This window comes from Parabacteroides hominis (assembly GCF_014287585.1).
GTDB lineage: Bacteria > Bacteroidota > Bacteroidia > Bacteroidales > Tannerellaceae > Parabacteroides > Parabacteroides hominis.
Map to the genome: position 1 here is coordinate 46,366 of NZ_JACOOJ010000003.1, position 14,086 is coordinate 60,451.

Genomic DNA, 14,086 nt, shown 5'->3' on the forward strand with positions numbered 1-14,086 from the left:
CCGTCTGCTTCAGCAGACGGTTTAAAGGATCTGGAGGCAAAGCCTCTTCCTCTGTGGACTTTAGTCCCTTTTCATATATTATATTTAAAGGGGGGTAAAACCCACAGAGGAACCGGCAAAGCCGGAACAATCATCTATCCGTCTGCTGAAGCAGACGGCAAAAGAGAGCCTGCGGCATAAGGCACAGCTTTATCTGTTAGCTCATCTGTAAGCCATCATTTATCTCACAAACGAATACAATGAAGAAAGGTTTCTACTATATAATTGCATTATTGATTGTCTCTTTGTTTTGGTCTTGCAGTACGAAAAAGAACACCAAGGCAAGCCGCTTCTATCATGCTTTTAATTCCCGCTATAATATCTATTTCAACGGAAAGACATCGTTTGACGAAGCGTTGCTTTCCATGCAGAACGGCTATAAGGAAAGCTATTCCGACATGATCCTGATGTATCCGGTCAGTGCGCAGCCCAAAGACAAGCCCGAAACCGGAGGCCCTTTCGACCGGGCGATCGAGAAAAGCAATAAAGCGATCAAGCTCCACTCCATCAAGGCAAAGCCACCTAAGAAACCGGGTTGGCGCAACGATCCCAAGCAACGTGCCTGGCAGGAACAGGAAGAATACAACCCGTTCCTCAAAAAGTGCTGGTTGATGATGGGGCAGGCGCAGTTCTATAACGCCGATTTCTTGCAGGCATCTGCCACCTTCTCCTACATAGCCCGTCATTATGCCCATGATGAAGAAGTGGCCTGCGAAGCCCGTCTCTGGCAAGCCCGCTGCTATTCCGAGATGGAATGGTTCTATGAAGCGGAAGATATCTTAGGGAAACTGAATACGAACGGTATTCCCCGCAAGAACCTGAACCGGTACGCGACGGTATATGCCGACTACTTGGTGAAGAATAAGCAATATGAAGAAGCAGTCCCCTACTTCAAGACGGCGATCAAGGCGGAGAAGAACCGGCGCCAGCGTACCCGGATGAAGTATCTGTTGGGGCAGATTTACGCCGAACAGGATCAGAACGGGCTTGCCTACCAGATGTTCGGGCAGGTGATCAAAGCCAATCCGCCGTATGAACTGGAGTTTGCCGCCCGCATCCGCCAGACAGAAGTGTTTACCGGAGGAAATTTCCAGAAGGTAGTCAAGATGCTGCAACGGATGGCGAAAAGCGATAAGAACAAGGACCTGCTCGACCAGGTCTATTATGCGTTGGGCAACGTTTACATGAGCCGGGAAGATACGGTCAATGCCATCAAGAACTATGAGTTGGGCGTGGAGAAAAGTACACAGAACGGCTTGGACAAGGCGATCTGCCAGATCAAGTTAGGTGATCTTTATTTCCAGAAACGCGACTATGTCAAGGCGCAACCGAATTTCAGCGGTGCATTGTCCGGCATCCGGAAAGAATATAAAGACTATGAACGTGTCTCCAAGCTGTCCGCCATCCTCGACGAATTGGTCGTGCATGTGGAGGCGGTTCATTTGCAGGATAGTTTGCAAACCCTTGCCAAAATGCCGGAGGCGGAACGGCTTGCCGTGATCGACAAGATCATCGAGCAGGTGAAGAAAGAGGAAGAAGAAGCCAAAGCACTTGCCGAGAAAGAAGCCTATCTGGCGGAACAGGAAGCAAAAGGAACCGGTATCGACCGCCCGGGAACGGAGACGGGCGGCATCACATTGCCGACGACATCCGGCGGGTCCGGTTTCTATTTCTATAACCCGCAAGCCGTATCGCAGGGAAAGACCGCTTTCCAGCGTAAGTGGGGACGGCGCGCGCTGGAAGATAACTGGCGTCGCCGCAAGAAAGAGATGTCCACTTTCAATGAAAATATGGCGGACGAGAATGAAGGCGCAACCGAAGGAGAAGCCGGCGAACCGGGCGAAATGGCTGCCGATTCGCTCGAAGCCGGACTGGAACCTGTTGCCTCCGACGACCCGAAAACACGCGAGTATTACATTCAGCAGCTCCCGTTGACACCCGAAGATATCGAAGCCTCCAATATTATCATAGAGGATGGTCTCTATAACATGGCTATGATCTATAAGGACAAGCTCGAAGACATCCCGTTGGCTACCGAAGCCTTTGAGGAATTGGAACGCCGTTTCCCGAAGCACAACCACCTTTTGGAAAGCTATTACCAGGTCTACCTGATGGCGCTTCGTTCCGGAAACCAGGTGCTTGCTGCTACTTATAAGAATAAGTTGGCCACGACTTTCCCGGAATCGGATTATGCGATTGCGATTGCCGATCCGAATTACGAATATAATATCCGGATGATGGACAAGGTGCAGGATTCGATCTACCAGGCGACCTACGCAAGTTACCTGGCGGAAGATACGGTCACCGTCCGTCGCAACTACCGCGATGTCAGCGCCAAGTATCCGTTGGCGGATCTGTTGCCTAAGTTCATGTTCCTCGAAGCGTTGACCTATGTACAGGCCGGGGATGCCGAAGGTTTCAAGAACGCCTTGAAAGCATTGGTTGAGAAATATCCGACTGCCGACGTGACGGAACTGGCGGGTGAGATGCTGAAAGGCGTTCTCCGCGGTCGCATGATGGTCCAGGGCGGCATCAAGGGGATGAGCTGGAACCTGCGTTTCGGTGTCGGTGACGATGGTACGCTTTCTGCAGCCGACTCGGCGCGCGTCTTTACTGCCGAGCCGAATACTTCGTACCGGATGTTGTTGATGTACCCCGCCGGAACGATCGACCGTAACCAGTTGCTTTTCGCCGTTGCCGCTTATAACTTCGCCAACTTTATGGTGAAAGAGTTCGACCTGAGCTTTGAGGAAGCCGGGCCGATGAGCATGTTGACGATCCATGGCTTCTTCAACCTGGATGAAATCCTACATTATTATAAGATGATCTACGGAGCAGACGGGTATGCGGCAGCTTTGGATAAGAATGTGGCCATCCTTCCGATCTCCGACGACAACTATGAAACGTTGATGCGAGGAAAGACGCTTGAGGAATATGTCGAATTCTTCCAGGAAAACTTCGGCGAGGCTGCTCCTGAACTGGCAGTCCGCTGGAAAGCCCGCATGGCTGCCGAACAGATCAAGGAGGAAGAGGCAAAGGCCGAGGCCGAGGCGGAAGAGGCCGAAGCACAGGATTCTGAAGATATTCCGGAGGAAACACCGGCTGCGGAAATCCGGGAAGAAAAGCCGGAACCCGTTAAGAAAACTGTCCGCCCGAAAGAACAACAGAAGCAGCAGGCAGCAGAAGAGGCAGTTGTATCGCCTGCCGTAAAAGACACGATCCCGGTTGAACTTCCGCCGGTCGACACGACGACTGTCCGTAAACCTGAAACGATCCTTCCTGCTGATGCAGATACCCTTTCCGTTTCCGTACAGCCTGCGGCTAAAGATACGGTTGCTCCGACATCGTCAGACACCGTTCCCGCTGTTGTCGCTCCTGTCGAGCAACCGAAGGAACTCACGTTGAAAGAGATCGAAGAACTCCGCAAGCGCGAAGCCGCCGAAGCCGAAGCCCGCAAGGAAGAAGCCCGCAAAGCCTTTGAAGCCCAGCAAAAAGCCGAGAAAGAATTGCAGGAACAGAAAGCAAAAGAAAACGAAGAACTTCTGAAGAAGCAAAAAGCGGAAGAAGAAGCCTTGTTGAAAGCAAAAGCCGACCGCGAAAAACAGCTCGAACGCGACCGTAAAGCCAAACTGCAACAGGTCGAAGCCGAACGTAAAGCCAAGCTGAAAGCACGCGAAGAACTCCGCAAGCAGAAAGAACGTGAGTACAAGGATCGCCTGAAGCAAAAGGAAAAAGAACGCAAGCAGAAGGAACGCGAATACAAAGAAAAGCTGAAAGCCAAAGAGAAAGCCCGCCGCGAAGCCCTGAAAGCCAAAGAGGCGGCGGCTAAGGCGAAAAGAAGATAACGATCTTCTGTGCCGGACAAACAAAAAAAGGCAGGAAGTTGCTGCCTCCTGCCTTTTTATTAATGTTTTCCTGTCGGTTTATTGTACAATGATTTTACTACGTTCGGAGCCAGCTACTACAATATAGAAGCCTTTCGCCATGTCATATGCCCCGTATCCGTTTACCTTTCCGGTGACAACACAGTGTCCTGACAAGTCGTAAATCCGTATGTCCGTTTCGGAGGCAGTACGGATGATGATCTGTCCGTTGTATGCCAAGATGGAAGGTTTGCCCGCAGTTATAATCTCATTGGCAGTCGGAATGCCACTTGTTTTCGCTTCGATGGTATTGCGGGCCAGTACGGTTGTTTCGTTTCCGGATTGTTTGATGGCGATCGTCTCGATATAATAGGCAGTTCCGGCTTTCAAACCTTCCACCGTATAAGAGAAGGCGGTTGCTTTCAGCGGTTTTCCGGCTGCATCGAACGTATAAGACGCCACTTTGTCCGTTTTATCTTCATCTGCGTAAATATCGAGCATATAGCCGGTAGCACCTGTGAACGGTTCCCATGCGATGACCAGTGTGCTGTCGGTTGTTTCCTGTATTTCCGGTTCAAAGGGTGCTGCTTCTTCAACAAAGAGGTCGGCATATTGGGACCATCCCGCAGCGGCCCGATATGCGTCCGAAGAACCTGCAGGAACGTTGATCGTGCCGGCAAATTTTTCCGTGGCCATCGATCCGTCAAGCGTGCCGTTTCCTAAGCCTGACGCCAGCGCCGGGGGTGTCGTGCTCTTCAGGGTGATCGTTCCCAGTTTGGACCAGCCGGCGAACGGAGTTGTGCCGAGGTCGGTGATGCTGGCCGGGAAAGTGACGGATACGAGGTCTTTATTCCAGTTGAAAGCTCCGTAGCGGATCGTTGTGGTTCCGTCGGGGACAGTGTATGCGTCCTTGCCGTTGCCTGCCGGATAGCTCTCGAGGCGGGTCATATCTTTGTTGAAAAGCACGCCGTCGACTGTCGCAAAGGCCGGGTTTCCGCTTGCCACTTTTATCTCTTTCAGGCTCTTGCAGATGGTGAAGATGGAATAGGGCTCTGCGGAGTCATTGACGTAGTCATAAGAGTCTTCTACGACAGTGACGTTGTTGAGGTCGACTGTTTCCAGGTTTTTGCATCGATAGAAGGGGAAATCGCCATTGAGTGTTGTCGTTCCGTCGGGCAACTTATAGCTCGTTGCTGCTTTGGCAGCCGGGTAATAGTATAGCTTTTTCATGTCTTTGGAGAAGAGCACGCCGTCTGCGGAGCAATATTTGGGATTGTCTTCGGCCACTTCATAGGATTCCAGTTGATCGCAATAGGCGAAGGAATACTGCAGGTTTTCTACGCTTTTCCCGAGTTTCACACGGGTGGCTGCCGGAGCGTATCCGAAGGCTGAGGGGCCGATCGATTTTACTTTGTCGGGGATCACCAGTTCCTGTTGCCCGCCTAATGCATAGACGAATGCGTTTTCCCCGATGGTTTCCAGGTTTTCCGGCAACGTGATGGTGGAAAGTTTGCTACAATAGAAAAAGGCATAATCGTCTATGCTGATTAAACTGCTCGGCAGTTTAATAGAGCTCATATTCGTACAATTGTAAAATGCATACTTTCCGATCCGGGTTACCCCTTCCGGTATGACCACTTCGGTAAGGTCCGTGCGGTCTTTGAATGCCAGGTCCTTGATTTCGGTTGTCCCTTCCGGGATCAGGTCTTCCTGGGCTGCCAGTTGCGGGGTTATACCCCAGAATGCGATACATGCCCATAGCATGATGGTGTAAAATTTAATCATATTCATACGTAATGAGTTAATAGAATTAATAAAAGTTTGTTCTTAAGATTCCGCTTCTAAGGGAGGAGGAGAGCTTACAGCTCTCCCGGTCTTTCTTCCTCGCCTCCGCCTCCGCCGCCTTTGACAACTTTCAGGTAAGACGTCCGGCTGGCATAGTCGATGCCGTCGGCAAGGACGCCGCCGTCTTCGAATGCCAGGTTATCGAGGACGGCTTTGCGCAGTTCCTCGTCCGGTTTGAAAATCATACGGGCATCATGGATCATCGCTACCGGGTCGAAGTCTTCGATGTTTTCGACCCCGTCGCTCTTGAATGAAAGGCGCAGGTAGCCTACGCCGGGGATGTGCACGGTATGCCCCTGAACCAACTGCTTGGGTACATATTTTGCTAACAGGTCGAGCGATGCTTCCATTTCGATTGGGGCGACGGTCGTGTTTTCTGTTGCTGCCTTGGTCATCTGCTTGCCGGTTTGCGCCGTTGCGCTTTTAGGGACTGCATACCACTTTTTCGGATCTTCCGGTTTGACCGGGTTCCGTTTCTGGACTAATTTGTAATTTACTGCCATAAGGGCCTCCTTTCTTAATATGTTAGGAAAAAATGAAGCATGTCAATGGTCGTATTTTACTACGGCTTTTTCAGGGTGAAAACGACATATATATGTCGATGGTTCCTTCTCATATGTGTAGGCGCTTGCTACATATATATGTAGGCAGTGCCTACATAGGTATGTCGTTTCGGGGGATAAAATATACCCTTTCTGTTCCTGCTCATCATATGTGCTCCAAATATAAACAATTTATTCAAGCGGCATTCCTTTTGCTTTGATTAATTTGCCGTGTGGATAGGTTTCGTCGAAACTATGGATCGTTGCCGCCTTGGTCATAGACTTGCCCGTCTCGGCGTTAGCTTCCGCCCTGCTCTCTTTGCTTCCTTCCGGCGGCAACAACCGGCGATTGCCATACGGCTCGACTTCTGAACCGTATTTCCCTGTACAAAGTGGAAGTCAGAACAAAAAGAAATGCCGGGCGATTTGCTTATCATCTCGCCCGGCATTTCTTTGAATGATTGTGTCCCGGTTGTTCAGAACCCGAAATACTCTTTCGCGTTATTGTAACTGATATCTTCGACCATCTTGCCGAGGAACGGCAGTTCGGATGCCGGCAGCAGGCCGTCTTCCACTTCGCGCCCCAGGATGTTACACAGGATGCGACGGAAGTATTCGTGACGCGGGTAAGACAGGAAGCTGCGCGAGTCGGTCAGCATGCCGACGAAGCGGCTCAGCAATCCTAAGTCAGACAATGCGTTCATCTGCTTTTCCATGCCGTGGATCTGATCCAGGAACCACCAGCCGGAGCCATACTGCATCTTGCCCGGAACCGTGCCGTCGTTGAAACTGTAGATCGTTGTCATCAGCAGCTCGTTGTCGCGCGGGTTCAGGTTGTAGAAGATGGACTTTGCCAGTACGCCTTCTTCGTCCAGGCGGCTCAGGAAACGGGCCAGCGGGGTGGCGACTTCTGCATCGCCGATCGCATCGTAGCCTGTGTCCGGTCCCAACTTCTTGAACATGCGGGCGTTGTTGTTGCGGGTTGCGCCATAGTGGAACTGTTGTACCCAGTCGCTTTTGGCATCCATGACCGCGAACTCGTACAACATGGCAGAACGGAATTTGTCGATTTCTTCGGCTGTCAGCTCTTTCTTCATGCGGGCTTTCAAGAAGATAGCCTCGATTTCGGCATCCGTGTAGGGTTCGGCATAGAAGGTCAGTATCCCGTGGTCGGACAGGCAGCAGCCCTGTGACGCGAAGAAGTCGTGACGTTTCTGCAAAGCACCTATCAGGTCCTTGAAGTTGAGGATCGGCATGTCGGCTGCTGCTTCCAACTTCGTCAGATATTCGTTATAAGTATCGACATTCTCGATTGCCATAGCCTTGTCCGGTCGCCAGGCAGGAAGGACCTTTGTTTTTAGGCTGCCTTGGCGGATTGCGGCGTGGTATTTCAGATCATCGATCGGGTCGTCGGTCGTACAAACCACTTCCACGTTCATCCGTTCCATGATTGCCTGGGCGCGGAATTCGGGGGTTTGCAGCTTGGCGGTGCATTCGTCGTATATTTCGCGGGCGGTAGACGGGTTCAGTACCTTGTCAACGCCGAAGATACGGCTGAGTTCGAGGTGGGTCCAGTGATACAACGGGTTACGCATGGCATGCTGCATCGTGTCCGCCCATTTTTCAAACTTCTCATAAGCCGGTTTGTCTCCCGTGATGTATTCTTCGGGTACGCCGTTGGCACGCATCGCACGCCATTTATAATGGTCGCCACCCAGCCATATTTCCGTCAGGTCGGCAAACTGATAGTTGTCGGCTATCTGTTGCGGGATCAAGTGGCAATGATAATCGATGATTGGCATTTTTGCTGCATGTTCGTGATACAGCTTCTGCGCTGTTTCCGACTGAAGCAGGAAATTGGAATCAAGAAATGTCTTCATACTATTAGCGGTTTATTGTTGTTAACGATATTTTTTGATAGTAGCCAGCGCGTCGCGGCAAAGTGTCGAGATTGCCTCCCAATTGCCGGCTGCAATCATTTCTTTCGGGAACAGTTTGGAACCCATGCCTACACATGTCACGCCAGCCTTGAACCAGGCCGATAAGTTCTCTTCCGTCGGCTCTACGGCGCCTGTAGCCATGATCATAGACCAGGGCATCGGAGCTTTGATGTTCTTCACGAACGATGGTCCGCCTACGTTTCCGGCAGGGAATATCTTGCATAGGTCGCAACCTACTTCCTGGGCGAAACCGATTTCCGAAACGGAACCGCAGCCCGGTGTATACGGAACTAAGCGACGGTTGCAAACCTTCGCGATTTCCGGATTGAACAACGGGCCGACAATGAAGTTCGCACCCAATTGCAAGTATAAGGAAGCTGTTCCGGGATCAACGATAGAGCCTACGCCCAAGATTAATTCCGGACATTCTTTTGCGGCAAACTTGATCAGTTCGGCAAAAACTTCGTGTGCAAAATCACCACGGTTTGTAAATTCGAAAGCGCGAACGCCACCTTCGTAACAAGCCTTTACCACCTGTTTTGCAGTTTCTACATCTTTATTGTAGTAAACAGGAACCATTCCTGTACTGACGATTGCGTCAAGTACCTGCATTTTATTGAATCTTGCCATAATAAATAATTTATTAATGTATTAATTTGCCAATGTGCCAATTACCTTGACACTCGTCCTGAAGCATCGCCACCCATCAGTTTCTCAACTTCATCGACAGTCACTTGGTTGAAGTCGCCGTAGATCGTGTGTTTCAGGCAAGAAGCTGCAACAGCGAAATCGAGTGCTTTCTGGTCGTCTGTCGTATAAGTCAGCAGGCCGTAGATCAAACCACCCATGAACGAGTCGCCGCCGCCTACACGGTCAACGATATGCGTAATGTCGTAACGGCGGGACTGGTACAGTTTGCCGTCGGCATAGAGAACACCGCCCCACGTATTGTGGTTTGCATTGATGGCGCCGCGCAATGTGATGATCACTTTCTTTGCACGCGGGAATTTAGCCATCAGCTGTGTGCATACGGATTCGAATTCGGCAGCGTTCACTTCACCGTTCGTGGCTGTCACGTCGAAACCTTCCGGTTTGATGCCGAATACCTTTTCTGCGTCCTCTTCATTGCCTAAGATTACATCGCAACCGGCAACCAGTTCCGGCATCACTTCAGAGGCGGTTTTGCCATATTTCCACAGGTTCTTGCGGTAATTAATGTCGCATGATACGGGGATACCCATACGGTTTGCCACCTGGATAGCTTCGAGGCAAGCATCTGCCGCACCCTGTGAAATGGCTGGTGTAATGCCTGTCCAGTGGAACCAGGATGCATCTTTGAATACTTCTTCCCAGTTGACCATTCCCGGCTGGATTTCGGAGATAGCCGAATGAGCGCGGTCATAGACGACTTTACTGGCACGGGCTACAGCACCTGTTTCCAGGAAATAGATGCCCAAGCGGTCGCCGCCGTAAACGATGTGGGAAGTCCCTACACCATATTTACGCAGGTCCATTACGCAAGCACGCGCAATGTCGTTTTTAGGCAAACGGGTTACAAACTCGGTTGCAATGCCATAGTTAGCCAGTGATACAGCTACGTTTGCTTCACCGCCACCAAAGGTAGCATTCAATTTATCACTCTGACAAAAACGGAGATAGTCTGGTGTGGCCAGTCTAAGCATGATTTCTCCAAAGGTTATTACTTTTTTATCCATATCAATGGTTTATAATGTGTTCAGACCACAAAAATAGAGGTTTATTTTTAAATAAACCCTTTGTGTGCGCGAAAACATAGTTAAAAACTGAAATTATTCCAGAAAGTAGATGTGTCATTTGTTTCCTTGCATTGTTCGGTCATCTTTTCGCGAAGACGCTGGATTGTTTTCCCGTATTTCTTTTGTCCGCTGAGGTCGTTCATTTCCCAAGGATCGTCTTTCAGATTGAATAACTGGGTCGTGCGTTCTCCGTTTACGTGATATTCAATCAGCTTCCAGGTCCCGTCGGAAATGCCGCGTTGATTATCCATATAGCTGTAGTAGAGGCGGTCACGGGCAGGTTCTTTCCCTTCCAGGGAGGAAAGCAGGCTGACACCGTCTACCGATCGGGGCACAGGCAGTTGGAGCATGTCGCAAAGGGTCGGGAATACGTCTATCAGGTAGCAGAGGTCTGCTGTTTCTTTACCGATGTGCTGTGCGGCTGCCTTGATCATCAAAGGAACGCCGACGCTATGTTCGTATACGTTCTGTTTACCCATCAGACCGTGTTGCCCGACCGCCAACCCGTTGTCTCCTGCAAATACGATGATTGTGTTTTCGTATATACCGTTATCTTTCAGTGTTTGGATAATGTCGCCTACACGTTTGTCCACATGGGAGATCATGGCATAGTATTCCTGGATATGCTTTTTGATTTCGTCCGGACGGCGGGGAATGGCAGCCAGTACCTCGTCACGTATTTCCAATTCTCCGTTATCGAACGGATGCTTTTCCATAAAGTTGGGTGGAAGTTGTATTTGGCTCTGATCGTAAAGCTGCATATATTCATCCGGCATGCTCCGGGGATCATGGGGAGACATATAGGCTACCGACAGGAAGAACGGTTGTTTTTTATCTTTTTGCTGTTGAATATATTCGACGGCTTCATGGGTAAAAATATCTACGGAATGCTTTCCCGAATACATATATTCTCCCTTCTCATATTCGACCTTGTTCGATTTTGCCTGGTTACGGATGACCGGGCGGCGTTTCCCGTAATTCATATCTGCGTGATAATCATACAAGGGGACATTCCAGTGATCCCACATGCCTCCGAAAAAGATTGCTTTTCCGTCTTTGAAGCAACGGTTCAGAGCTTCATAGCTACTGTGCCATTTACCGGTATGGAAAGTGTTGTAGCCGGCTTCCTGCAGGGCTTCACCTATCATCGTGTGTGAATCCGGGATTGTTGCTCCCTGTTTTTCGAGGTTGTAAAGATACTTTCCGGTCATCAGCATGGCCCGGCTCGGCATACTGACGGCTCCGGATGTTCCGCCCATGATATGGGCGTTGGTAAATACGGTACTTTCTCCTGCCAACTTGGACAAGTTGGGCGTTTGAACTTGTTCTTTTCCTAAAAAGTCCATTCCTGAAGCCCGCATGTCGTCGGCAAGGATCAAAATGATATTGGGCGTTTTATCCGCTGCCAGCGAACTGGCAACAGATAAAAAAGAAGCTCCGATCAATGATAATGCTTGTTTCATTTCTCTGTGTTTATTGTGTGATTAGGTAAGTTCCGTCTTTTTGCGTGTCGAATGTCGCCTGGAAATATTCTTTACCGTTTGACCGGACCGGTGCGGATGTGGCTATGGTCTTACCGTCCGACTTAACCGTGAAAGCTTGTCCGGCACGCAGCGTGCAGCTTTTCCCCGACAGCGAACGGATATTGGCTTCTGTCAATTTTCCATCCTTCCAGTTCATCGCGATCTCGAAGTTGCCCCGTGCCTTCAGACCGGAAACAGAGCCTTCCGCCCATACGTCGGGCAAAGCAGGCAACAGATGAATGTATCCGGCATGGCTTTGCAACAATATTTCAACGACACCTGCCGTATAACCGAAGTTCCCGTCGATCTGGAAAGGGGGGTGTGCACACAATAAATTGCGGAAGAGTCCTCCTCCTTTATGTGCACTGTTTCCGAATCCGACGGGATTGAACAGGTTGGCAATGATCTTGTAAGCATGATTGCCATCCATCAGGCGCGCCCAGCAGTTTATTTTCCAGCCCATCGACCAGCCGGAAGCCAGATCGCCCCGCAGTTCGAGCGTTTTACGGACTGCATTAAACAATTCCGGTGTTTTGTCCGGTGTGATCTGGTCGCTCGGATGGAAACCGTACAGATGGGAGAAGTGGCGATGTTGAGGTTCCCGTTCCTTGAAGTCATACATCCATTCCTGCAACTGTCCGCGTTCCCCGATTTGATAGGGTAGCAAGCGTGCCAGTTTGTCTTTCAATTCGTTGCGTAACGGTTCGTCCAGGTTGAACATTTCCGAAGCTTCGATTGTACGGGTAAAAGTTTCACGGATGATCGCCATGTCCATTGTCGGGCCCATGCTCATAGCTGCCGTTTGCCCGTCTTCTGTGACGAAACTGTTTTCCGGGGAGACACCGACCGGAGTCACCAAATGCCCGTTTCCGTCCTCGATCAGCCAGTCGGCAAAGAACTCGGCGGCTCCTTTCATCAGAGGATAAGCTTCATTTTTGAGGAATGCTTCGTCTTGTGTGAATTGATAGTGTTCCCATAGGTGGCTGCATAGCCAGCCTTGCACCATCGGCCAGAAAGAGGCTGTCGGCACGTTGTCGTTCGGCAGTGATTCCCGCCAGATAGAAGTGTTATGATGGGCAACCCAACCCCGACGGTTGTACATGTTCCGGGCTGTCTCGGCTCCGGATACCGCCAGTTCCCGGATCATCCGGAACAGAGGTTGCTGGCATTCCGACAGGTTTGTCAGCTCGGCAGGCCAGTAGTTCATCTCCGTGTTGATGTTGATCGTGTAACCGCAATTCCAGGCCGGGATCGTGTCTTTGTTCCACATCCCTTGCAGGTTCAAAGGTTGCCCGCCTGGGCGCGATCCGCTGATCATCAGGTAACGGCCGAACTGGAACAGGAGGGCTGCCAGGGCGGGATCGGCTGTTTGGGCGAATTGTTCGAGCCTTTTGTCGGTCGGCATCGCCTTTTGTTCGGGCGAAGAAACCAGTTCGAAATCGACTCGGTCGAACAGGGAACGGTAATCTTCCGTATGGCGTTGTTTCAGTGTTTGATAGTCATAGGAAAGGGCTTTTTCCAGAATACCGGCTGCTTTGGCCGAAGGATCGATACCTTCCTTGCTCGGACTCTTGTCGAAACCGTTGAAGCTGGTTGCCATGCTGAGTACGAAATAGACTTCATCCGTGTCGTACACATGGATACCGGAGTCGGTAATCTCACATTTCCCGTCTTTCGGGAAGACAGGTTTCAACTGGGCTTCGAAGAACATCCCTTTCCCGTCGATCTCGTCACCGTAAAGCATCCGTTTGTCGAACTTGCGTTTGCCGTTTGCATCGTAGAGTTCAGGGTGTTTGTATTGGTCGCCCCATTGTTCGATTTGCTCGAATGTGCGCCGTTCCACATAGCCGGGAGCCTGTCCGTGAAGGATCAGACGGTCGTCAGTCCCTTTTTGCAGGGCTGTCGGATGGGGTGAAGTGAAATCGAGCGAGATGTCGATACCGTCCGGAGTGTTGCTTTTCAGTCGCATGACGATCACGTCGTCCGGATGGGAGGCAAACACTTCCCGTTCGTAATGCGTTCCGTTCTGTTCGTAGGCGGTTGTAGCGACGGCATCCGAGATATTCAGTGTCCGTTTATATTGGTTGGCCTCTCCCTGTTTGTTGTTTTGGATATGCAAGTCTCCGAACGGCTGGTAATACTGGTGCAGGCGTCCGAGCCAGTTCTTGCAGACCAGGTCGGAAACTTCCGTATATTTTCCGGCTTTCATCAGCCTGACCACTTTGTCGAACATTTCCGGCGTTATTTTTACGTCTTTGAAAACGACCGACGGTTCCCCGCTGTATAATGTGTTTTCGTTCAGTTGAAGTTGTTCTTTGCAGGCTCCTCCGAAAACCATTGCTCCCGCCCGGCCGTTCCCGATGGGGAGTGCCTCGTCCCAGTTTTGGGCAGGCTTGTCGTACCACAAGGTGAGCGGTGCTTTTGAGGGTGTTCCCGTGCACGCGGCCAGCAACAAGAATGAGATCAGATAAGAAATAATGCGCATATACATGGTATTTTAAGATTATACAAAAAAGTGTCCGGATGCAAAGATATGCAATTCATCCGGACACTTTAAAG

The 14,086-nt window shown here is 50.6% G+C and carries 8 protein-coding genes; 1 reads left to right on the top strand and 7 read right to left on the bottom strand.

The annotated features are described in order from the left end of the window. The first annotated feature begins 239 nt into the window (after positions 1-239). On the top strand, positions 240-3,884 hold the full coding sequence (gene porW, locus H8S65_RS02545; protein WP_186928400.1) for a type IX secretion system periplasmic lipoprotein PorW/SprE: 3,645 nt from the start codon (positions 240-242) through the stop codon (positions 3,882-3,884). Between the two features lie 78 nt (positions 3,885-3,962). On the opposite strand, the gene H8S65_RS02550 is transcribed toward porW, so the two are convergent. The 7 genes from H8S65_RS02550 to H8S65_RS02580 form a co-directional block, all read right to left on the bottom strand. Next, positions 3,963-5,693, bottom strand: coding sequence for a leucine-rich repeat protein (locus tag H8S65_RS02550; protein WP_186928401.1), 1,731 nt, complete (start codon positions 5,691-5,693; stop codon positions 3,963-3,965). 68 nt (positions 5,694-5,761) lie between these two features. Next, positions 5,762-6,250 carry an HU family DNA-binding protein gene (locus H8S65_RS02555; protein WP_186928402.1) on the bottom strand — a complete coding sequence of 163 codons (489 nt, stop codon included), beginning with the start codon at positions 6,248-6,250 and terminating at the stop codon, positions 5,762-5,764. Positions 6,251-6,765: 515 nt separating this feature from the next. Then, entirely contained in the window at positions 6,766-8,169 is a 1,404-nt protein-coding gene (gene uxaC, locus H8S65_RS02560; protein WP_186928403.1) for a glucuronate isomerase, read from the bottom strand. Positions 8,170-8,190: 21 nt separating this feature from the next. Beyond that, positions 8,191-8,859 (bottom strand): bifunctional 4-hydroxy-2-oxoglutarate aldolase/2-dehydro-3-deoxy-phosphogluconate aldolase, encoded by a 669-nt coding sequence (locus H8S65_RS02565; protein ID WP_186928404.1) that lies wholly within the window; start codon positions 8,857-8,859, stop codon positions 8,191-8,193. Positions 8,860-8,900: 41 nt separating this feature from the next. Continuing rightward, a complete protein-coding gene (locus tag H8S65_RS02570) occupies positions 8,901-9,944 on the bottom strand; it encodes a sugar kinase (RefSeq protein ID WP_186928405.1) in 1,044 nt (347 codons plus the stop codon). Positions 9,945-10,024: 80 nt separating this feature from the next. Further along, a complete protein-coding gene (locus tag H8S65_RS02575; RefSeq protein ID WP_186928406.1) occupies positions 10,025-11,467 on the bottom strand; it encodes a sulfatase family protein in 1,443 nt (480 codons plus the stop codon). 10 nt (positions 11,468-11,477) lie between these two features. Then, positions 11,478-14,012, bottom strand: coding sequence for a glycoside hydrolase family 95 protein (locus H8S65_RS02580; RefSeq protein ID WP_186928407.1), 2,535 nt, complete (start codon positions 14,010-14,012; stop codon positions 11,478-11,480). Between the last annotated feature and the right edge of the window lie 74 nt (positions 14,013-14,086).